The sequence below is a fragment of the Paenibacillus sp. J22R3 genome (genome assembly GCF_056269305.1).
The window spans coordinates 1,207,605-1,229,386 of record NZ_JBWDNS010000001.1; the positions used below are offsets into that span (position 1 = coordinate 1,207,605).

General features: G+C 51.1%; 23 protein-coding genes. 8 read left to right on the forward strand and 15 right to left on the reverse strand.

The window, feature by feature from the left end; translation table 11 throughout:
• Positions 1 to 18: 18 nt before the first annotated feature.
• From AC0YN4_RS05390 to AC0YN4_RS05400, 3 genes are read right to left on the reverse strand one after another with little or no spacing between them, the layout of a single operon-like run.
• The gene (locus AC0YN4_RS05390) at positions 19 to 1,248 is read right to left on the reverse strand and encodes a CaiB/BaiF CoA transferase family protein (protein WP_475779688.1); all 1,230 of its coding nucleotides are present in this window, start codon (positions 1,246 to 1,248) and stop codon (positions 19 to 21) included.
• The gene (locus AC0YN4_RS05395; RefSeq protein ID WP_475835358.1) at positions 1,245 to 2,444 is read right to left on the reverse strand and encodes a CaiB/BaiF CoA transferase family protein; all 1,200 of its coding nucleotides are present in this window, start codon (positions 2,442 to 2,444) and stop codon (positions 1,245 to 1,247) included. The genes AC0YN4_RS05390 and AC0YN4_RS05395 overlap by 4 nt, the downstream gene beginning before the upstream one ends.
• Entirely contained in the window at positions 2,441 to 3,598 is a 1,158-nt protein-coding gene (locus tag AC0YN4_RS05400; protein WP_475779686.1) for an ABC transporter substrate-binding protein, read from the reverse strand. The genes AC0YN4_RS05395 and AC0YN4_RS05400 overlap by 4 nt, the downstream gene beginning before the upstream one ends.
• Positions 3,599 to 4,110: 512 nt before the next feature.
• Between AC0YN4_RS05400 and AC0YN4_RS05405 the strand changes: the two genes are divergently transcribed.
• Positions 4,111 to 4,818, forward strand: coding sequence for a FadR/GntR family transcriptional regulator (locus AC0YN4_RS05405; RefSeq protein ID WP_475779685.1), 708 nt, complete (start codon positions 4,111 to 4,113; stop codon positions 4,816 to 4,818).
• Positions 4,819 to 5,000: 182 nt separating this feature from the next.
• Here the strand turns inward: AC0YN4_RS05405 and AC0YN4_RS05410 are convergent, their stop codons facing one another.
• From AC0YN4_RS05410 to AC0YN4_RS05420, 3 genes are all read right to left on the reverse strand, one after another.
• The gene (locus AC0YN4_RS05410; RefSeq protein WP_475779684.1) at positions 5,001 to 5,768 is read right to left on the reverse strand and encodes a class I SAM-dependent methyltransferase; all 768 of its coding nucleotides are present in this window, start codon (positions 5,766 to 5,768) and stop codon (positions 5,001 to 5,003) included.
• Positions 5,769 to 5,933: 165 nt separating this feature from the next.
• The gene (locus AC0YN4_RS05415; RefSeq protein WP_475835359.1) at positions 5,934 to 6,692 is read right to left on the reverse strand and encodes a ThiF family adenylyltransferase; all 759 of its coding nucleotides are present in this window, start codon (positions 6,690 to 6,692) and stop codon (positions 5,934 to 5,936) included.
• Positions 6,692 to 7,300 carry an N-acyl amino acid synthase FeeM domain-containing protein gene (locus AC0YN4_RS05420; protein WP_475835360.1) on the reverse strand — a complete coding sequence of 203 codons (609 nt, stop codon included), beginning with the start codon at positions 7,298 to 7,300 and terminating at the stop codon, positions 6,692 to 6,694. The genes AC0YN4_RS05415 and AC0YN4_RS05420 overlap by 1 nt, the downstream gene beginning before the upstream one ends.
• Before the next feature lie 465 nt (positions 7,301 to 7,765).
• Between AC0YN4_RS05420 and AC0YN4_RS05425 the strand changes: the two genes are divergently transcribed.
• From AC0YN4_RS05425 to AC0YN4_RS05445, 5 genes are all read left to right on the forward strand, one after another.
• Complete coding sequence (locus tag AC0YN4_RS05425; RefSeq protein ID WP_475835361.1) at positions 7,766 to 8,830, forward strand: HD-GYP domain-containing protein; 1,065 nt, start codon at positions 7,766 to 7,768, stop codon at positions 8,828 to 8,830.
• 171 nt (positions 8,831 to 9,001) lie between these two features.
• Positions 9,002 to 9,526 (forward strand): hypothetical protein, encoded by a 525-nt coding sequence (locus tag AC0YN4_RS05430; protein WP_475779680.1) that lies wholly within the window; start codon positions 9,002 to 9,004, stop codon positions 9,524 to 9,526.
• A 92-nt stretch (positions 9,527 to 9,618) separates the two neighbouring features.
• Entirely contained in the window at positions 9,619 to 10,077 is a 459-nt protein-coding gene (locus AC0YN4_RS05435; protein ID WP_475779679.1) for a hypothetical protein, read from the forward strand.
• Between the two features lie 89 nt (positions 10,078 to 10,166).
• Positions 10,167 to 11,036, forward strand: a complete 870-nt coding sequence (locus AC0YN4_RS05440; protein ID WP_475779678.1) for an SDR family oxidoreductase — start codon at positions 10,167 to 10,169, stop codon at positions 11,034 to 11,036.
• Positions 11,037 to 11,096: 60 nt separating this feature from the next.
• The gene (locus tag AC0YN4_RS05445) at positions 11,097 to 11,612 is read left to right on the forward strand and encodes a hypothetical protein (RefSeq protein WP_475779677.1); all 516 of its coding nucleotides are present in this window, start codon (positions 11,097 to 11,099) and stop codon (positions 11,610 to 11,612) included.
• 35 nt (positions 11,613 to 11,647) lie between these two features.
• On the opposite strand, the gene AC0YN4_RS05450 is transcribed toward AC0YN4_RS05445, so the two are convergent.
• The 4 genes from AC0YN4_RS05450 to AC0YN4_RS05465 form a co-directional block, all read right to left on the reverse strand.
• A complete protein-coding gene (locus tag AC0YN4_RS05450) occupies positions 11,648 to 12,922 on the reverse strand; it encodes an MFS transporter (protein WP_475779676.1) in 1,275 nt (424 codons plus the stop codon).
• A 70-nt stretch (positions 12,923 to 12,992) separates the two neighbouring features.
• On the reverse strand, positions 12,993 to 13,499 hold the full coding sequence (locus tag AC0YN4_RS05455; RefSeq protein ID WP_475779675.1) for a DUF4362 domain-containing protein: 507 nt from the start codon (positions 13,497 to 13,499) through the stop codon (positions 12,993 to 12,995).
• A 67-nt stretch (positions 13,500 to 13,566) separates the two neighbouring features.
• A complete protein-coding gene (locus AC0YN4_RS05460; protein ID WP_475779674.1) occupies positions 13,567 to 13,977 on the reverse strand; it encodes a VOC family protein in 411 nt (136 codons plus the stop codon).
• A gap of 162 nt (positions 13,978 to 14,139) precedes the next feature.
• Positions 14,140 to 15,483, reverse strand: a complete 1,344-nt coding sequence (locus tag AC0YN4_RS05465) for a helix-turn-helix domain-containing protein (protein ID WP_475779673.1) — start codon at positions 15,481 to 15,483, stop codon at positions 14,140 to 14,142.
• A gap of 181 nt (positions 15,484 to 15,664) precedes the next feature.
• On the opposite strand from AC0YN4_RS05465, the gene AC0YN4_RS05470 reads away from it, so the two are divergent.
• Positions 15,665 to 16,822: an acyl-CoA dehydrogenase family protein gene (locus AC0YN4_RS05470; RefSeq protein WP_475835362.1), complete on the forward strand. Its 1,158-nt coding sequence runs from the start codon at positions 15,665 to 15,667 to the stop codon at positions 16,820 to 16,822.
• Here AC0YN4_RS05470 and AC0YN4_RS05475 read toward each other — a convergent pair whose 3' ends face one another.
• Genes AC0YN4_RS05475 through AC0YN4_RS05485 form a run of 3 tightly spaced genes read right to left on the reverse strand, consistent with a single transcriptional unit; the run spans position 16,823 to position 18,845 of the window.
• Complete coding sequence (locus tag AC0YN4_RS05475) at positions 16,823 to 17,527, reverse strand: PIG-L family deacetylase (RefSeq protein ID WP_475835363.1); 705 nt, start codon at positions 17,525 to 17,527, stop codon at positions 16,823 to 16,825.
• On the reverse strand, positions 17,524 to 17,835 hold the full coding sequence (locus AC0YN4_RS05480; protein WP_475835364.1) for a DUF1806 family protein: 312 nt from the start codon (positions 17,833 to 17,835) through the stop codon (positions 17,524 to 17,526). Before AC0YN4_RS05480 ends, AC0YN4_RS05475 begins: the two co-directional genes overlap by 4 nt.
• A gap of 56 nt (positions 17,836 to 17,891) precedes the next feature.
• Positions 17,892 to 18,845, reverse strand: coding sequence for a phosphotriesterase family protein (locus AC0YN4_RS05485; protein WP_475835365.1), 954 nt, complete (start codon positions 18,843 to 18,845; stop codon positions 17,892 to 17,894).
• An 81-nt stretch (positions 18,846 to 18,926) separates the two neighbouring features.
• On the opposite strand from AC0YN4_RS05485, the gene AC0YN4_RS05490 reads away from it, so the two are divergent.
• Entirely contained in the window at positions 18,927 to 20,180 is a 1,254-nt protein-coding gene (locus AC0YN4_RS05490) for an ATP-binding protein (protein WP_475779668.1), read from the forward strand.
• A 41-nt stretch (positions 20,181 to 20,221) separates the two neighbouring features.
• Here AC0YN4_RS05490 and AC0YN4_RS05495 read toward each other — a convergent pair whose 3' ends face one another.
• Both AC0YN4_RS05495 and AC0YN4_RS05500 read right to left on the reverse strand, forming a co-directional pair.
• Positions 20,222 to 20,827 carry a hypothetical protein gene (locus tag AC0YN4_RS05495; protein WP_475835366.1) on the reverse strand — a complete coding sequence of 202 codons (606 nt, stop codon included), beginning with the start codon at positions 20,825 to 20,827 and terminating at the stop codon, positions 20,222 to 20,224.
• A 119-nt stretch (positions 20,828 to 20,946) separates the two neighbouring features.
• Positions 20,947 to 21,747: a DUF3221 domain-containing protein gene (locus AC0YN4_RS05500; RefSeq protein ID WP_475835367.1), complete on the reverse strand. Its 801-nt coding sequence runs from the start codon at positions 21,745 to 21,747 to the stop codon at positions 20,947 to 20,949.
• Between the last annotated feature and the right edge of the window lie 35 nt (positions 21,748 to 21,782).

Sequence of the window (21,782 nt, forward strand, 5' to 3'; positions counted from 1 at the left end):
TTTGTGCGACATCCTCCTTTAAGGTGTTGGATCCATCAACTGTTTCCGGATTGCTGCTGTATCTTCGCCCACCTTCGGTGAGCCTTTCGCTGACCTAAACTGTATGCCGTCTATGCGAATCGGACAGCAAGTTGTCCGCATCGTGGTTCCGTTGCCGCGCGTGATGGATTGCACCATATTCAGCCCTTGAACATGTTCCTCCTCCAGCAGCTGCCGCCAATTCAGCACCGTTGCAGCTTCGTATCCGATGGGCTCAAGCGCTTCGGTTAACTGCTGCGACGTCATGGTGTGGGCGGCGAGCAGGTAGGATTCTGGGGATGCAGCATTTACTGCATTTGCAGCATTTGCAGCAACTTCGTTTGCATCGTTTGCATCGTTTTCTGCCTCAGCTGCTTCTTGCTCCCGCGGCAGCACAGTGACGTAGCCATTACTCGTGGCATAGATGCCGCTGTTAGGTATGGCAATGTGTGAGGATTGGGATTGGGATTGGGAGTGCGACTGGGACTCCGGCTGAAATTGCGGCTTTGTCTTCTCATCTTCGCGATTCATATACGCAGTCAGCGACTCTACTTGTAGATCAAGCGCCGATTCCAGCAAGCTGACCTCTACTCTCGCTCCGACTCCGGTAACTGCTCTTCGCACAAGGCAGCTTAATAGGCCTTGAACCAGATGCGCACCGGCAATCATATCCGTAACCGCGAGCCCGAGCGGCATTGGCGATCCGCGGCGGAGACCTCCTTCATTCGTCAATCCGGACATCGATTGTACGAGCAAATCCTGACCCGGCTTGCCTACCCACGGACCTTCGTTCCCGTAGCCTGTAATTTCTCCATAGACAATGGCTGGATTAATCGCCTTGACGGCATCGTAATGAAGACCCAGCCGTTCCATGACACCCGGGCGGAAGTTCTGTATGAGCACATCCGCTTGCCGGATTAGCGCATGCACTTCGGCTGCATCGATCGGATCGCGCAGATCGGCGGCGAAGCTCTCTTTGTTGCGGTTGATCGAATGGAACAGCGTGCTGTCTCCGTCCAGCTCCATATTGGAGATATACAAGCTTCGGCAAATATCTCCGCTGCCTGCCCGCTCCACTTTGATCACGCGTGCGCCAAGGTCAGCCAGCCTTAGCGCGGCGGAAGGAGCAGACAGAAACTGCCCAAAATCAAGTACGAGCATCCCTTCCAATGGTCGTTGAAGCATCATTGCACCAGGCTCGGTTTCGCTCTTGCTGCTGAAGTCGATCAAGCTCTCTCGCCTCCGTTAGGCTCCTGTTGTCCCTCGGGAGACTGTGCATCGCGCAGTTGAAATTCCTGCTCGATTGCCGCATTGTGCTCCCCCACCTTCGGTGCCGCATTCGTATCGAATAGCCGCTCGCCATTGATTCGAATCGGACAACGCGTCGTCTGAAGTCGGCGGCCGCCATCTTCATACCCTACTTCTTGAACCATGCCAAGCGCCTTAAATCCTTCATGCGCAAACAAACGCTCCCACGTCAGCACATCGGCGCACCAATAATCCGCCGGCTCCAATATTTGCAGCCACTCTTCGGTGCTGCGCGTCCGGATATGTGCTACGAGAATTTGTTTAATCTCATCTCGCTGCGTAAACCACCTCTTCGAATCTTGAAAAGCTGTCAGCGACTCGCACGCCAACAGCTCACCCAGCCGCACAACGGAGCCCATCGCAAGTGCCAAATAGCCATTCTTCGTTTCGTAGATCCCATAAGGTGCTCCCAAATATGCATGCGCATTGTTCACCGCACTTCGCTGGGGAAGCTCCCCGCCGTCGTTTAAGTGTGTCGTCAGTACTTCAAACTGGAGATCCAGCGCGGATTCCAGAAGGCTGACCTCCACTCGTCCCCCTTGACCGGTTCGGCCTCTGCGCACTAGGCAGGCTAGAATCCCTTGCACCAGATGAGCACCTGCGAACATGTCCGCGACCGCGAGCCCGAAAGGTACGGGCGGCTGATCCGCATTCCCGTTCAGCCATGCGAGTCCTGATAATGATTGGATCAACAGGTCTTGCCCGGGCTTATCCCGCCAAGGTCCTTCCTGACCATAACCTGTCACAGAGGCATATACGATGCCGCTGTTCAACCCCTTGACCGCATCATAACCAAGACCAAGCTTCTCCATGGTCCCCGGCCGAAAATTCTCAATCAGCACATCCGCTCGCGCAATCAATGCCTTTACACTTGCTGCATCCTCACTGTCCTTCAAGTTCGCCGCATAGCTCTCTTTTCCCCGATTAATCGTATGAAACAGCATACTGTCGCCGTCCACCATCTGATTCTTGATCGACAGCTGCCTATTCAATTCTCCAGTCCCCGGCTTCTCGATCTTGATGACCCGCGCACCCAAATCACCGAGCCTCAGCGCAGCCGAAGGTCCGGCCAGAAACTGACTGAAATCCAATACCAGCAGCCCTTCTAATGGTTTCATTTCGCCGCCTCCATTCTGGATGATCGGTAAAGCTTATTAAGGCGTTCTAGTACTTCCTGCGGCCGCCCGCCGGAAATGATATAATCGCGAACCGCGTCGCCCGCATGGTCTTGGAAATCCAAGTATCCGCTGTAGCGCGGCCTCAAGTAGGCGCGGTCAAGTGCCGGTAATGTAGCCTGGAAATAGCTATTCGTGCGCCGATTGAGCTCTTCGTCAACCCAAGCAGCACGGTGTCCAGGCTGACCACCATTCTCCGCGAATACGGTTCGCTGAATCACCGGGCTAGCCATGTAGGCAGCATATTCGACCGCCAGATCGATATTCGCGCATCGTGCCGAGACGCCGATTCCCGTTCCGCCAAGCGTGGACCGAAGCGGCCCGTATGAACCGAGCGACACCATATCGGCAAAATGAAGCAAATACCGCGCATACCCAACACGAGCGTAATTGGAGTAACCATAAGCGAACGGGCAATAAGCGATTTGATCCCCCGAGGACATGGCTTCGTATACTCGGATCGGATTCCATTGCAGCATCTCTTCGGGGCATAGAGCCGTTAATTCGCGAAGCAGCTCCAATGCTCGGACGCCGGTTTCCTCGCTCACTACTTGTTCGCTGTTGTTGCTGCAAGGTTCCTCACCCTGCGTGACGCAGAGCATATAGAAATTCATTAACGTATCGACCGGAATCCCTGCAAAAGCAACCCTGCCCTTCTTCGCTAATGCTAACAGCTCATCCCATGTCTGCGGCACCTCTTCGTCTGAAGCCGCAAGTAAATCCTGCCGATACGAAGCTACCGGAGTCGCTGCATCTACGGCGAACGCTGTCTGCACACCATCGAAGCGGTAGCTCTCATGCGAGCGACCGACCGAATTTATCGCTTGATCGGCGAGAAAAGCCGCCGACACATGCTGCTCCAGCGGAACGAGGATTCCTTTATCCGCTGCGAAACCCGCCCATGGATGATCGATAATGAGCAGGTCATACCGCTCGGCCAGCCGCTCGATTGGAGCATCTGCGAATTCCTGCAGCGACCTTTTCTCCCAAGTGATTTCCACGCCTGGATGCGTTTCCATAAAACGCTGCGCGGTCGCCACCTTCGGCACATACCCTCTGCTATGGTTCCATGTAATGCCTCTTAATGTTGTCGTCAATTTGTCATCACCTTTCATCATGATTGACTAGTAATAGCGCGGTACTCTGGTAGTACCACGATTGATGGATTGATGGATTGATGGATTGATGGATTGATGGATTGATGGATTGATGGATTGAGTACATATAAATTTAGAGATTAATGAATGGGATACTGGATGACTGGATGACTGGTTGGATGGTTGGATGGTTGGATGGCTGGATGGCTGGTTGGTTGGATCGATAGCTGGATGTCTCGATGCCTGGTTGGTTGGATGGATAGCTGGATCGATATCTGGATGACTCGATGCCTGGTTGGATGGCTGGATAGCTGGATAACTTGCGGATGACTGACTGAATGGCTAATTGGCTAATTGGCTGACTGGCTGTTCTTTACTCGGTTTCTGTTTCGTGTTAAGCTTTTTCCAAGCTCGGTTCTCTGGTAGTACCACGAGACCAGCGTATCACGAACCATGATCATCCATCAATGTTAATTTTCAATCCCATGTGCCAATTAAGGAGACTACCTCTCATGATACAGATTGAACCTGTCAAACGACTCACGGTTACCGAACAAATTATGGAGCAGATCGCGCAGCTGATTACGAACGGTCATCTTGAGCCTGGTGCGCAGCTGCCTAACGAGCGAGATCTGGCCGAGCGGTTCAGCGTTACCCGCGGGCGTGTCCGCGAGGCGCTTCGAGCTCTTGCACTTATCGGCCTCATCACCATCAAAGCGGGTGAAGGCAGCTTTGTGAATAAACAGGAAGAGCCGATTCCTTCGGACACGATTGCATGGATGTTCCATCGGGAGAAGCATAACCTCGATGAGGTTTATGCGGCTAGGCAGCTTATTGAAACCGAGGTTTACCTTTCCGCCGCCGGACAGCTCACCGAGGAGGAGCTTGCTTTGCTTGACAGTAAGCTCGCCCATATGACCGAGTCGGTTCATATGGAGGCGGATGCTTTTCTCCAGCTGCTTGATGATTTCGACCTTCGCATCGGCGAACGCTCCGACAATCGAATCTTCAACAAGCTGATGCAAATGAGCATTCACCTCAGACGAGAAACGAGCCTGAAGCTGCTCCGCGTACCGGGAGCCAAAGAAAACAGCGTCAAGCAGCGGTCCGCCATACTCGCCGCGCTTACCTCGCGTGATAAGAAACAGCTGAACGCCGCACTCAAGGGGCTGTTCACTTCCTCGAAGCAGTTCTACGCGAACATTATGAAAACCGACTAAGGGGGTGCATGCCCCCTCTCTTTCGTATCCACCGCCCTCTATCTGCAGCTGAGAGTCGCCACATCCGACTCTCGATAAGCCGCCACTACTCCCCCCACCAACTCGGCGACTAAGATTCACCTCACCATAAAAAAGGGCCGCTCCAAAAGCCACAACCCCGCTTTTGAATCAGCCCTCATCTTTTATTTCCTTATCGCCTCGTACACATAGCTCTGCTTCCCATTACTTGGAGCCCGGCCATACTCGTAATCTGCCGACACGACCACATCCGTGAAACCGATACTCTCCAGCACGAGCTTAAACTCGTGAACGCCGTACCACCGCAAGGCAAAACGCTGCAGCTCCGTCTCGATCAAAGCACCCTTGCGCCACTTCTCGTATTTCAATAAGGACACTTTGTACTGATCAAAGAAGTTCGCTTCCAGCAGCTTGCCCTCCATCGTGATCAGATCCCCATCCGGCAAATGAAAGGTCGATGATCCGCTGAACCCACCACTTTCAAAATGAGTATCCGGCAGAAATAGATCCACCAACAGTCTGCCGCCCGGCTGCAGATGCTCATACAACCGCTTTAACGCGGCAATAGATTGCTCTCGATTCTCAATTAATAAGAACGAGCCGGCTGGTATAATGATCGCTTCATAGCGATCGGGCAAGTCAAGCTCTACGAGATTGGATTCGAATAATCTGACGTTCAGCCCTCGGTCTTCGCACCGTTTGCGGCAAGATGCCAGCATTTCGGGTGAATAATCCACGCCGTCAACAGGCATTCCCGCCTCCAGCAGAGGAATAATGACGCGCCCCGAACCCACCATAGCTTCGAGAATTTTCCCTTTGCAAGAGCTCAGCCGTTCTTGATAATATTCCAGATCGCCGCCTATAGACTGACCGACCCGCTTCGTTAAATCATAAACCTCGGTACATAATTTCCCATAATAGCTATACGACATCGATTCTTCCCTCCATGAGTTTGCATTGTTCACGAAAGGGACTCATTTTGGATTATCCCTTCCGCACCGTTTTGTTCAGGAATGGACGCATTTGCATAAGAATCACTCACCTTCATTAAATTAATTCAACTATATGCGCAAGGTAATTTTTGGTCAATATTAAAACTACATTTCAAATTGCAATTGAAAAGATTCCGGCACAAGCAGCGGCTTCTTCCTGCCTAGCAGATGGAGAACAAGCTGCGATACGAGCACACCCGGACCTAAGGCTTGGCCGACGCTGATCGTTGGGATCGTCCTATTCGTCAGCCATTCTTGGAGATGGGCAGCCGTCACGTAAGAAGGCAGCTTATCCGCATAGCTGGACGGCGGGAATGTTGCGCCTATCAACTGCTCGATCGGCATGTCTTCCGGGATGCCGGCGATTTGTTCGAGCGTCATCCCATCCGGTGCAAATGTGAGTACGGTAGTGCCAAACCCAAGCGCCGCTGCCGTAATAATATACTTGCCATGGCTGCGGGCTGCGCGGTGCAGCGCAACCGCATCGGGAAAGGCGAAATAATCGATCGCATCGATGACATAATCAGCATCTTGAACGAATTCGCCAACATTTGCTTCCGTGACGCCGTTAGGATATTCAATCATTTCCAGGTCCGGGTTAATAGCCAGCAGATGATTTTTCAGTGCAGTCACTTTGGATATACCGACGGTATGATAGGTAGCTGCGCACTGGCGGTTAATGTTGGAAATATCAAAGGTGTCGGGATCCGCCAACAGGAGGCGACCAATTCCCATACGCGCAAGCAGTTCAGCCGAGAAGCCGCCAATGCAGCCGCAGCCGGCAATCGCAATGGTCGAATGCTGAAGCTTGTCCACGTCGATTTCAGACATAATGCCTAAATTACGGGTAAATTGCTCTTTCATTAATTAAGCACCTCCAAATAGCGAGTTTCCTGTTCAACTAAATAATCGTATAGCGCAGGACGCTCTTCTCTAACCGTCTTCAATACATCATCCAGCACGAGAACGCATGGGATCGTATTCGAGCCCAGATAGACGCGTGATTCCCCGATAAGTCGGAATGGGAATTTGAAAATCCGATTCATATAATTATAGACTCTCTCATCAACGCAGCAAACCCAGTGGGTAATGCCAATATGAAGTGAATGTTGCAAGGCAGTCTTCAGCAAGCCAAGCGCTACGTCATGTGCAGGCAATTTAGTAAATGCGCTCAGTTCGGCATACCGAATCAGATCAAGCTGTTGAAGTTTGATTCGCTCAATGTCAAATATGCGAAAGTTTTGCAGAGTAGGCAACTCATCCAGCTTTTCGAAAATTAAACGGGTAACACCAACCACCTCATCCGAATCTATAGATTGCGAAGTAAAATAGGTAGAATTTGCTTGATAGGGATCTTTCTCGTTTTTTTTAAAAAAACCAACTTCAATATATCTTTCGACATGCAGCTTAATCGCTTTTTCACGTAATTTACCTCTTGCAACGCTGTAAAAATATTGATTATATGTTTTCATAAGTATAATCTCCCTTATTTTGGATTTTTGTACGATATTTCAGCAAAATAGTATGAAAAGTTCGGCTGCTTCTTTCTGCATTTGGTCTTTTATTGTCGAATGCTGAGTGATACACTGATTTTAATAATCTGTATATCTCATGCTGCGATTGAATGGCTCAAGGTTGTCGATTGCTATAGGACTTTTCTCTCCTCATCTATCATCTCCTAGTTCAAATGGATTATATATCCACTATACCAAAGGTTTGTCGTATTCATAGAGGTTATCAGGTGTACGTGATCGTATGATTTAAGAATTGGAGTCTACTACTCCGGATGGGATGGACGTATGCTGAGCGAACGAAAAAAACTACTGTCTTCGTACTACAAAACACATCAGCGAAATCTCAGCTTAAACATATTGAAGATTGCACTCATCTATTTGCTTCTAAGCATTGGATGGAATTCCGTTTTTCGTCTGCTCCATATGCCGTATTCGAGAGCCGAGATCAAATTTCTGCTCATTCCGATTGCTATTCTGGTCGTTATACTAACGCTCAACCGGTTTATCAAAATCAAGCCGATCATTATGCAGCATGTCGTTCTATCCTTTAGTGTTCTTGTCATTTGCTGCTTATATTATGGGTCCGGTTACAGAGAGGCATGGGGCTATTTTCTAGTCATCCCTATTCTGGCGGGCATGTATGGTAATTTGAGAGTATTGTTCGTTTATTCGGCTGTTGGCTTTGTCATGATGCTCGGCGTAGATCTGAACCACCCTCTCGTTAGCGGCGTGTTTGACTCCATCGACATATCCAATCGGGCACTGCTTTATGTGGTCGTCGGAACATTCAGCTACTTGCTGCCGAAACAATTGGATCAGCTGTACAACAATCAAGTTAATCTGATTATTCATTCCATGGAAACAACGATTGAGCAGGTTGTCAAAACGTTCATTGTATCGATCGAGGCCAAAGACAGCTATACCTTCGGTCACAGCGAGCGAGTGAGCAAATATGCAGTCGAGCTGGCCGCAAGACTTCCCGAGTTTCAGGATAAGCAGCGTATGCAGACGCTTCGGTTATCCGGCTTGCTTCATGATATCGGAAAGATTAACATTCCCGAATCGGTGCTGACGAAAGCTGGGAAACTAACGGAGGAAGAATACGAGATCATTAAGTCGCATACGGTTGTCGGTGGCCGGATGGTGGAGAAAATTCCAGGTCTGGGACAATTAAAACCCGGCGTTCTCTATCATCATGAGCGGTGGGATGGAAAAGGGTATCCGACCGGAGCCGCAGGTCTTGATATTCCGCTTGAAGCAAGGATATTAAGCATAGCCGATACATTCGATGCTATAACATCAAGCCGGTCGTACCGCCAAGCCGCATCGGTTAACGATGCGATTGAACGAATCAAAGAGGCGTGCGGAACGCAATTCGATCCCGCATTAATTAGTATTATTGATGAAGTCGTGATGAGCTGGAGAAGAATATATAAAGAAAATAGCGAGGATCTATCGGAGTTTGAGACGCTGCTTGATTTGCCTTAGGTCGTGGATGACATGGAGAAAAGGGACAACCGGAGTTGCATCGGTTGTCCCTTTTTTGTTTTGTCACATGACACGGTTTTGCCCCTCAGCTTTGTTGTCCATGCTAACTATTGTAAGTGCCAACGCCACTCACCGGTACTGAGAAAATGCAAAAGGCGGTGCTCAATCACGATGGATTCTACGATGGATGCTTTAACCAGACAAGCTTATTCTACGCCGGCAGTCCGAGCGAACCTAGTCAACTCCGGCATGATTTCGCTGTATTGCGACTACTCCGGTTCCGAGCAGCATAATCATGCGGTTGCCTGCACGTTTGTTTTCAACCGAACCCTTCGCGTGCAGGCTAAGAGGCTCGAATATGATTATGCGCTCGGCTCCGATTATGGCGAACTGCAGGCGATTTATTACAGTCTGGAATGGCTTGCACATGCCTTAACAGAGGAACAGCTCCATCCCATGCCCAAATCTGCCGTTGTTTTCACCGATTGTCACGCCATAGAGCGGCTGCTCACGAAGGCTTATTTTGCCGATGCTCGCTATGCCGTGGTTCGAGATGCCATTCATGCAATCCTTAAGCGCTTGCGTGCCCAGCACCCGGAAATTGAGATCCGTATCACGCATATGCACCGTCATAAGACGAACAACGCCCTGCACCGCATGGCTCACAATGCCGCGCGAAAATGTATCGGTAAGTAAGGTTAGAAACTTTTCATATACCCCTGATTCAAGGCTGCTTGCGCGTATTGTATAGGCATACCATCTATTCTGCCAAATGGAGGAAGATCAATATGTCGCAAGAATCCTCTGCAGCCTCGGCGCGCAGCTTCACGGTTTCCGGAGAAATTTTCTCGATGCCCAATCTCGATATTTATGCCCAAATGACGTACATCGTGCTCAGTTCCGGCGCGTCAGACTCGTTATCCTTGAGCGTGCCTGACATGGCCCGCAAGGGCCGAATGACCATTAAGCAGGTCATTAAAGCCATGCAGGATCTTACCGAGCAGAAGCTGATCTCCCATAAAGTGTTTCGGCATTTAATCGGCGAATTTCAGGACGATCGACTGTCCTGGTCCGCGAAAGGGTTGCTCACCTACTGCAAGGAACATCCAAGCACTAGCGTAGCCGAGCTTATTGCCCTATCCGATCAATCCGATGAGAATGAGTCAACGATCCGCAAAGCGCTGCTTGAGCTGAAGCATGCCGGTTATTTGGAGGACTATCCGGAGCTTCGCCAAATCGCCACTTAACATTGGAGCGCATGCAGTCATGCCGCTTGCCCTACTGACATACCTATAACCATAATTGCCGCATGTCTGATATAAAGGAGAATCGGCTTATGGGACCTTTTGTACCTGATTTATTGAATGGGAAAGTCGTGCTCATTACAGGCGGAGCCACCGGTCTCGGCCGTGCGATGGGGGACAAATTTCTCTCCCTCGGCGCTAAACTGGCCATTTCCGGCCGCCGAGAAGAGGTGCTGCAGCGAGCAAGTTTGGAAATGAGCTCTGCCTGGACTGCAGCGGAACCTGTGTACTACCACAGCTGTGATGTTCGTGATCCTGCTGCCGTGCAAGCGCTGATGGATGCAGTTGAAGGTCATTTCGGCCATATCGACGTTCTTGTCAATAATGCTGCCGGCAATTTTATCAGTCCAACCGAACGCCTCTCCCACCGTGCAGTGGATGCCGTGCTCGGAACCGTGCTGCACGGCACCTTCTACACGATGCTAGAACTCGGTAAACGCTGGATTGCGCAAGGCAGCTCTGGAACGATGCTCAATATCGTGACCACCTACGCCTCTTCTTCCAGCGGTTCCGGCTACGTCGTGCCTTCAGCCGCGGCCAAAGCCGGCGTGCTTGCGCTCACCCGCTCGCTTGCTGCCGAATGGGCACCACACGGAATTCGGCAGGTGGCTATTGCACCTGGACCTTTTCCAACGGAAGGTGCCTGGTCGCGCCTGATGCCTACGCCGGAGATTGAGCAGCGCTTGCTCAGCCGAATTCCGCTCGGGCGAGTCGGCGATCCGGAGGAGCTCGCCAATCTCGCTGCTTATCTGATCTCCGACTACGCCGGCTACATCAACGGCGAGGTCGTAACGATCGACGGTGGTGAATGGCTGCAAGGTGCAGGCCAGTTCAACGGTCTAGCCGATGTCACCGATGAACAATGGGACACACTTGCTGCATTGTCTCGCAAAGGCAAGTAGCGTATGCCGCGAGGACTAGGACAATGGATGCCCCCATATCCTCCAATAAGGGAGGGGATCATGATGCGTTTCACAGTCCGCTACATCCCGCTGAGCAAAATCAAACCCGGCTTGCCAGTCGGCATGACCGCCCGCCTTCGGTATTTGCGCCATTTGATGTGGGATGGCCTGCATCTCATCGTCGTGCAGAGAGACCGTAAGGACGGCCAATATCGAATCCTGCTCGGCAATGACCGTTACGAATATTTGCGCAACCATACGAAGAAATTGACGGCTCCTTGTATCGTCAATGAATCGAAGCTTGGAGCCGGCCTTCAGTATTGGCTGCAGCGTTTCTCCCGCAAACCGCCTGCGGCTGAACCTGCTTCTTCGAAGAATATGCTCAAACGGTTAACCCCTTCCAGTTGGGTAATCGTGCGTGCTTACTTGAAGGAGGATCACCGTTTCAAACAACTCTCCCACAGGCAGCAGGCACAAGTGCTGCTTCTCGCGGTTCGTCACAAGCGAATGGTCGTTTCGGCCATGAAATCCAAGACGAATCAATTGCTGGATTCACAAATAAATGGCAAAGGCTGATTGTTCGCCTTTGCCGTTTATTTGCGTGTTCTCGCTTACGCTTCAACCGTTCCTTGTCTTGCCTGATCACTCTGCCCTCTTCGCTCCAGCATCCCTTGAATAAACCACGTATAGCCGATAAAACCAAGCAGCGTAGCTGCCGCCGTCAGTACGAAGGGCAGCGAATAATGATCGCCGGCCAGAATATACCCGGCCCAGAAGGAAGCAATCGTATTGCCGATGCTGCGGGATACCGTTCGCATGCCCGCGAATAAATTGCGGTCTTCCTCGGCTACTGCGGACATGGAATTACTGTCTATGAGGTTGTTTAACATTGTAAAGCCTGTCCCGCGCAGCATGAGCAGAATTGCAAATGGCGCCGCCGGAATTGCTACAGCCATCAACGCCACAATCAGAATGTTGTAGAGAAACAGAATGATGAAGCTTCTGCGGCTTCCCAGCTTCTCGATGAAATACGGCATTATGATCGAGCCAATGAAGAAGAAGAATCCGGATAGTGCCAGCAAACCGGAGATGGTGTCATCATTCATCTCAAACCGGAATTTCAGAATGACATTCAAGAACGGACTGAGCAATCCGTAGGTGAAGCCGGAATTAAAGATGAGCAGCGAAAGCGCAAGCAGAAAATAAACAGCATGCCGCTTCTTTTGCCGTCTGCCGACCTCTCCCTTCACGTCTTCCTTCTGCTTCTCTTGCCCTACTTTCGGTGCCTGGCTAGGCGTCGGTAATAAGATTCCTCTTAGGATCGCAGATAGTGCAAAACAGCCTGCTGCTACGAAGAACGCATATTGATACACCGTCGTACTGCCCTGAATCCAGTTCGGCAGAAACCCGCCAAGCAGTGTGCCGATCCCCGTGAACAGCGTGAATACGGCAAATAACAGGGAGTAAGCATTCGTCTCTTCCTTCTTGCTCTTGCAATATTGGAAGATCAGTTGAATCTCTGAATTCACGATGGCTGTAACCCCAAGCGACCAGATGAGCTGCGCCGCTGTGACGGCTGCCCTGCTCGTACCGAAACCAAACACAACGAGCGAAACAAAGGAGAGCAGCATCCCAATAACCAGCATTCGTTTGCGTCCGACACGCTGTACGATGAGACCAACCGGCAAGCTTGTCAGCCCGATGGTGAGCGCCCCGAGCGACGTTATTTGACCGACTGCACCTTTGGAGAATCCGAGATCAAGCAGATGCAGATTGAGTATGAGGCTGAGGATGCCTGCCCCGATGCCAAACAGACTTTCCGTGGCAATAAATCGCTTAACCCCCGGAGATAGATCACGAAATAGATGATACGTATACTTCCACATGTGAACGCCTTTCCTCTTGCTGATGTCCTCCTATTCTAATGGAAGCAGAGGCCACCTTCAACCGTAATGATCATTTGGCATTAGCTGCGAAGTAGAACGTATCCGCCGTCTTCTGGTCTACACAGCCAGACAGCACAACAAACGACTGTCCTTGATCGTTCTCCTTCGTGTCCAAGCCCTCACATGTCGTACTCGGTCTGCCCAGATCACTTCCGAAGGCATCCATGCTATTGTCAAACGTATAATGAATCTGCTTCCCGTCGTAGGTAAGCTCATAGAAAATCGGACTCCCTTCAATCGTATATTGGGTAATCCGCACATTCATGCGACCGGCTTGTTTTTCGTTCACATGCTTCACAAATTGATTCCATTTCTCCAAATTCGAGTATTTCCCATGCAGATTAACAACGTCACCGTTCTGTATCGCCTGTTCGGGTTCGTAAGGTTCAGTCACCTTTGGAAAATCATCTCCGGCCTCATACGTCTGACCGCTTTCGGTATGACCGCTGCTTCCCACTCGGCCGCAAGCCGTCAGCAGCAGCAAAGCTAATCCAATAATTGCCGCTTTTCTCATCATCTGATCATCACCTCATGCCTATCGACGGGAAGACTCCCGCGAAAGTTGCAAGGGGCGGCCATTAGCATCATTCCCGGCAAATCATCAACTTGTTCCCGTCCGGATCCTTCACGACGAACCAATGGTCATGCTCAATTTCCGTGACAAGCTCGACCCCGAGTTTCTTCATGTAGTCCAGGGAACCTTGCAAATCCTCCGTCATCAGCATAAACGCCGGCGTCTCGATTGATGGTGCTCCACCCGGCTCTTGCCCACCCCATTGCGGCATCGTATCCAATATGAGGCCGGTGCCTTCCATCGGCAGCGGGCACAGGTGACCGGATAAAATTGAAACGTCGGCTGCGTTGAGCCCAAGAATCGTGCAATACCAATCGCGCGACTTCTCTATATCCCGAACCGGGACGAACACGCTTCCGACTTTGTTCTTGATAGGACTCGATGATAATGATTCCGCTATGGATTGCTGTTGTTCTTTCATGATTTTTCCTCCACTAATCAATTTAAAAGCCTTCGGTACCATCAACGGCCGATAGTCTTTCGGTATATCTGTGCGTAATGGATCGCGACTCATTGTTCGCACCCTTTCTGGTTTGTAGCCGTCCGAATTGGAGTTTTCAAAGTAACAGACCCCATCTTAAATTCACTCCTCTATCAATAGGATTGGAATATATATGTTAACGAGCGTATCCCGCTCGATATCCCCGTCTTCCAATGGATGATAGGAGGCAAACCATTGCCTGGCTTCATCGAACCGATACGCTGCGTTAACCGCAATCCACCGATGCATCGTATCCAGTATGCCGGTTAGCTGTCCGTAAGTCTTGGATACACGGCAAGCATACAATCCCGCTCCCATGCACTTACGCTCGAGACCCGTCTCTGGCACATTTACCTCAGCGTTTACAAGGATTCCATTCTCCCACCAGTAAGTCTCGGAATCGCCGGCGCCATAGTGGTACGACATGTAATAATAACCTTCATCATTCCAGCTAGGGCCGGAAGACTGCTTGCCATACCAGTCGATTAATCGACATTCGGCGACCTCTTGAGCCCCAAACCCCTGTTCTTTGCAGAAGTACGCTTCCGTCGACGGAAGACTCACGATTACAATGGATTCGTTGCGCAGCTTTCGCTGTACCGGGAGATAGAGGTTCATTCGCGCAACTTTGCCGTTGTAGGCGATGAATTCTTCGACGTACGCATGCGTACCGATTTCGAACGTGCTCTTAGGTAACCATTCGGATAGCAGCTGGTTCCAACTCTCTTGAACGATCTTCGGGGATTTGGCGGAGACTTTTCTCACGGCATAGAGACCTCCGACGAATGCCTCCTCCGCGAAAGCATGATGCCGAATTTGCCCTTCTTCGCAGAACACAAGCACCTGGTAACCGAATTGCGTCTTGCCTTCTGTTTCCGGAAGATCGACGTTGTGACCGAAAATCCTCATCTTTGAAACTGATTTGGAATCAACTAAGAATTCATTAACGACTCGGAAAGCCTCATTCTCCATTTCCAGTTTCTGTTCCGAAATATGCAAGTAGGCATAGACTTTCTCCGGCATGAACCGGATCACTTTGACGTCCGGAAAACGTTCGCTCTGCTCCCTATCCTCCATGTAAGCGACCCGTTCCTCCAACCGAATCGGTTCGAAGCTGAAATAAATGTCAGCTTGGCGATACGCTGATGGAGTCAGCCCGACAATCTTCTTGAATACCTTTGCGAATGAGTGATAGGACTCGAACCCGCTTTCCCATGCGAGATCCTCGATGGATCGCTTCGAGTTTCTCAGGTGATCGGCAGCTACGCTCATTCTTCTTTTTCGTATATAGTCCTTAATCGGGTGCCCGGTAAGCGCGGAGAAGACTCGGTACAATTGTGCGACAGAGAGATAGGACCGTTCTGACAAGCCTGCGAGATCAATTTCCTCCTCTAAATGGGTTTCGATATAATCAATCGCTCGCTGCACGGATTCCTGGTAACGCATGCTTCATCACCTGCTGCTTAGGTTTTCTTAGCCTAATTATAGCAAAGGTAATTTCTCCCACAATGTTCAAAATTCTCAGAAACCGAAAACCTTCAACATAGTGAACATGAATCAGCTTATATACGTGCTCGCGCTATCCTTGATTAGGTTGTTATACTACGAGGAGAAGGAGTGAGCCGTAATGAAACGATTCATTGACAGCCCCATTCGCAACGATGAAGAACGCAATCGAGCTGCGCTCGTCGAGCGACTGGCAGCCCGTTTCGCGGAGCGAGCGCCCAGGTATGATCGCGAGGGCTCGTTTCCATTTGATAATTTTGCCGACCTGCGCAAGGACGGCTATTTAAAGCTGACCGTTCCTCGGGCTTTCGGTGGCGACGAAATCTCTCTGTACGAGTTCGTTCTGCTGCAAGAAAGGCTTGCATACGGGGATGGTTCGACTGCGCTTGCCGTCGGCTGGCACCTCGGCCAAATTATGCATTTGCGCACGACCGGAAAGTGGCCGGCGGAGACGTTTGAAGCACTTTGCCGCTCTGTCGTGAAGGATGGCACGATGATTAACACGTTCGCCAGCGAGGCGTCCTCCGGCAGTCCGAGCCGCGGCGGCCGTCCGGAAACGATCGCGGTTGCCTCGGACGGCGGCTGGCGGATCACGGGACGCAAAACGTTCAGCACGCTGGCGCCAATTCTTGACCGTTTCGTCGTGTCCGCCTATCTCCCGGACGAAGATTGTACGGCCGATTTTCTTGTCCATAAGTCGGACCGAGTGTCAATCGTGGAGACATGGGACACGCTTGGCATGCGCGCAACAGGCAGCCATGACGTAGTGCTGGACGGCGCTTTCACCGGCGCGGACGGCCGACTGACCGGCAAAGGCACGGATGACGGCGGCGGTTGGCTGCTGCATATTCCGGCTTGTTATATGGGCATTGCCCTTGCCGCACGCGACTATGCACTGGCATTCGCCCGCTCTTATAAGCCTAATTCCTTGGATAAACCGATTGCTGCCCTCCCTTCCGTTCAACAAACGATCGGGGAGATGGAGATCGAGCTTCGCACCGCCCGCACACTGCTGTATGCGGCGGCCGACAGATGGGACAAGGAACCGACGAAACGAACCGCGATGAAGCCGGAGCTCGGCTTGGCGAAATATACGGTAACGAACAACGCCATCCGCGTCGTCGATCTCGCGATGCGAATCGTCGGCGCCACCAGCCTATCGCGCACGAACCCGCTTGAGCGCTATTACCGCGACGTCCGTGCCGGCTTGCACAACCCGCCGATGGACAGCTCGGTTATCCAGACGCTGGCCGCTTCCGCGCTTGGCGAAGGAACATAATCAGAACAAATCGTCAGCCCGTTGCGGCGAGTTGACGTTCCCTTTCAGGAAATACTCATATTTTCCGAGCCTGGACAGCGCGGCTTTATCGGACTGCCATACCCACTCGTCGATTTCGGTCTGGCAGCGGTGAGCGCGGAAAGCGGCTAACTTAGCTGCGTTGTGCGGCTTCACGTCGACACGGATGACGTCGTTCTTGGTGTGTCCGTAATGCTCCGGATGCTCCAGCGCGTCCCCGAACGTAATGAAATACAGCGCTCCCTTATCCGCGGAACGCTGGAAGGCGGCCGTCGCGGCCTTGCCAATCGCGCAGTGGTCCGGATGACCGCCATACCGTTCATGGAACGTCAGCACGACATCCGGCTCTATTTCGCGGAAAAGCGCTTCAATCCGCTCGATAAGCGATGCTTCGTCTTCGAATTCAACGGTTTTGTCGCGGAGGCCGAAGAAGATCAGCCTGCCGATGCCGAGGCAGTCACAGGCTTCCCGCAGCTCCTGCTCGCGGGCGGCAGCCATCGTTTCGCGATTAAGGTACGGCGGATTACCCATCCGGCGTCCCATATCGCCTTTCGTTGCGCTCACTAGCGTGATCTCGACGCCTTCGGCAGCATATTTCGCCAGCGTACCCCCGCAAATAAACGACTCGTCGTCGGGATGGGCGAATACAGCAAGCAGCTTGCGTTTCAGCACTTGTTCATGGCTCATTCCGGAAACGGCTCCCTTCCTAGATGCAGCGCGACATTCATGCGACCTCTGTCGTCATAGCCAGCTAGCAGCAGACAACCCTGCCCGTCCACCTCGAAATGCGTAAGCGCCTCCATCCGCAGCCAGCCGTGGCCGTCGAAACGGAGCGCGGCGCGGAAAGACCCTTCACCGGCGATAAAAGCATGCGTAACCCACACCTTGAAGTTGCGCACAAACATAAACGATGTCGCTTCGCTGTGAATATATACCTCCGCCCCGACAAAGTTCCGGAGCTCGGCTTCCACTTCCATTCTTTTAATAGGCATCATGGCGCAGATCTCTTTTCTTTAAGGAATGTGTGATAAAACTTCTCCCCTTATTCGGTTTAGGAGCGCCTACTCATGGCTTGAAAAGCATGACTCGTAACGCATCGCTCGAGCCAATGCGGTTCGAGACCACCGGCCGCCGCTGCAGGGAAGAAGTCGGTAAATAAGTGATGATAGGGACGCAAATTTCCGCCTTTGTGCTGTCCTACATTGTACCAGCCGGTATCCTGTGACAGAAGCACTCGGTCACCAACGCCGTCGTTGAGCAGCTGCCCTAACAAATCCACATGCTCCTCATACGTCCCCGGCAATATGGAGTCGATGGAAATCCAGCCTCCTGCCTCCGCAAGCCGCTTGTAAACATCAGTGACTTTAAAGGTTTGTGCATGCACCCAAATGAACCGTTCCTGATCGAATTGCGCATGTTTCATAATCTCGTAAGCATGCAGGGCGATATCATGGCCTATCGTGTGACACTGAATCGGCAGGCCGGTTTCCAGTGAAGTTCGCATAGCAGCACGGAGGATTTTCAATTGAATATCGTCGATTGCCCTGCCGTCATTAAGCGCGATTTTGATAAAACCCGGCAACACCTTACTCTCTCCGATACCGTCCCGCGCTTCTCGAATCCATATATCGGCTAGATGATGTTCTGAAATCTCATAAACGAATGAAGGCAAATACGGCTTCTTATACAATCCGGTGTTCGTGATTAGATGGACTCCGGACAATTCCGACAGCTGCCGCAGAATGTAAGGATCCCGCCCTAAATACTCCGGTGCGCAGTCCACCATGGTGCTGCATCCGGCTTCCTTCAACTTTAACAAGGACGGAAGGACGGATGTGACCACCTCGTCACGGTCATACATGTTCGGTGTAAGCTTCGCGTCTTCAACAAACCCTACCATGACATGCTCATGTTCTAAAATTCGTCCTGCATCCTTGGCTGAAATTCGACCTAAAACCGTTTGCAGCACAGCAGCACCTCTTTTCGTGAATTTGGCTTCTTGCACGTAAATTCTCTCCTTAATTTGAAGGAAATTACGGACCTTTTCTCGAAATTAAGAGGAAGCACACAGAAAAGGAGCAACCTCATGCTCTCACATTCCGCATTCATCCTCAATGCATTCATTATCTTCCTGCCTTTGATTTTCTACCGTCCTTTCTATAAACGCAAGCACCCGCTCTTCGTATTTGTATTATTCTTGATTCCCATGATCATTACCATGACCTTTCCGGTTAGAATCTTCGATTCTGTGCTCGACCTAAGAGGTATTCCACTCGTGATTGGCTCTCTCTACGGCGGCCTTTATACGATGCTGCTCTTATTCGGCAGTCTGCTTGCTTACCGGCAGATTCTGGGCGATATCGATCTATTTCATTACTTCCTTTCGCTATTGCCGACAATCGTGCTGCTGCTGATCCTAATCAGGTTGTACGAGAAAGCCGGCGCTAAGAAGAGAATGCTGCTTGTTGCCGGTTCATGCTTCTTCTTGCGCGTGACGGTCGTCAATCTGTATGCCCTGCTCGAAGGGAATACTTCCTTTTTTATAGCGTCGTTTGTTCCGAGTTTGCCCATCATCTTCGTTCAGTGCATTATGGCGGTGATGTTGGTCTTCATCATTGAAATGATACACACTCAAATTCGGATGCAAGACGAGATCATCCACGCCGAGAAAATGAAGGTCGTCAGCGAAATTGCGGCGTCCGTAGCGCATGAAGTCCGCAACCCGTTAACGTCCGTCCGCGGCTTCATCCAATTAATGTCCGATCCGGCACTCAGCGATCGGAAGCGTCAAGAGTTCTCCGCCATTACGCTCGAGGAGCTGGACCGAGCTGAATCGATCATTTCCGATTACTTGTCGCTCGCTAAACCGCAGAACGAGAGGCTGGAACCAATTGTCCTGGAGGAAGCGCTTATCAAGGCATCCCAAATCCTGAACTCCTACGCGAATTTACAGAACGTCGAGATCGTCACGGACATCAAGCTCCCCGCAACGGTATACGGCAGCAAGTCTAAGTTCAGACAAGCCATCATCAATATCGGCAAGAACGCCATCGAGGCGATGCCCGGCGGGGGCATGTTGACCTTGACTTATATGGTCAATGAGCCTAAACAAATCGTTACCATCACGATCGCCGATACCGGGATCGGCATGAATGAGCAACAGCTTAACCGACTAGGGTCGCCCTATTACACCACCAAAGACAAGGGTACCGGTCTTGGCACCATGGTAATATTCAGCGTCATCCGGGGCATGAACGGCAAGATCGAGGTTCGCAGCAAAGAAGGAGAAGGTACCACGTATTTCATCACGCTGCCGTTGATGCAACATGCTAAAGATTAGGCATGGCACTTAATCAGTTATACATCGCTAGCCTAATCTTCCTATTTTCTGGACCATAGATTTTGATAAAGTCCCGTGACCGTCAACCGGACAATGCCTTTTTCGTCTTGCGTGATCCCATCCTTCGTATACGCATCATTCGGAAAAAGATAGAAAGAAAATTCATCCCCATCCTTGAAATTTAGACCGCCGGTGCCATACGTGGCGCTTTCATACATGTTTCCCTTATATTCGGCTGTCATCTTTGCAGTCATATCGTAGGTGAACTCATGTTCGCCTACCGTCTTGTGATGCGTACCTGATATTAATGAGGCTCCGTTACGCGAATAAGTTCCGACCGATCGAAATCCGATCCGATAACCTCCACCTTTCAAGTCGACATTATCCATCCACATCACATAGATGCGGTGCGCCCCGTCATTGTACAGCTCTTTACCCAAGTTGCTCTCCAAATCGCCCAAATCGACGGAAACGGAATACTCCCCCGGAACGGCATAACCGTGCTTATCCGTAAACTTCTCCGTGTTATTCGCGATATCCGCCATTTGCATCGACCATGCGGCCGGAATGCCGACAAGCCAGTAAAATAAAAATACAACCGCAGCCGCACTGATAATCGCGCTGATCCGTTTAGTTCGACGTTTCATTAGACCCTCCGAATCTGTTAAAAGAAACAACTCTAGTGTTGTCGTGTACTATAATGATCAGCCCATGCTTCAAAATCATAAATTACTGAAGCAGACCAGACCCCCTATCCATCCGCGCCTTAATTCGAGGCAACGAGCTCAAGTCTGCGGGTTCCCGCCTGCGCCGGGAAGGAATCCATGACTGCGCCGTTGATCCATACCCGCACTTTGCCCTTTTCCTTTAAATCGTCAAAGGTGACTGTGCGCCCGGTGCTGTCTACCATCTCCGAATGATCGTTGAAGCTAAACCAGTAGCTCGGCTCGGCCTTGCCGTCTTCCAGAACTAGGATGCGATGCGACTCGTTGTCGATTTTCGAGATTGTGCCGACGACGTCGGGCTTCTCGCTTAGCTTTTGAATGTCGTATTCAATCAGAGCGGGATCAATCAGCTTCTCGATTTCTCGCTTTGCTTCAGCTTCGCTCGAATCCGGCATCGATATGGTGATTTTGTTTTTGATGACATCCATACTAGTCGAATATAGGTTTAGTCTACTGAACAGCTCCTGATTGCCTAGCTTATCTTGTGCTGCCTGCAGCTCCTCAATCGAATGCGTAACGCGCACCGTCTTGTATGTCCCCGCTTTATAGCGGTCCGCAAGCAACTGCTCGCCACTTTCGGTCGGTTTGACGAGATTGATATAGAGAAGCCCGTCCTTCAAATAAATATCGCCGTTCGGAATCTCATTGTCTTGGAGAAAGCTGCGAACTTCACCTGGCTCGCTCAGCGGATCGATGGTCCCGGAACCTTTCACTTCATTGTCGGTTACTTGAACGGAATTATTGGCGTTGCCGCCTTGCACATTGCCACTAGGCTCCATGTGGCGGCCGCAGCTCGTTAACAGTAGAATAGCCAGTAGTACAGTAAGGGTCATTCGCTTCATGGGGCACGCTTCCCTTCGTCGCTTTTTACACCTTT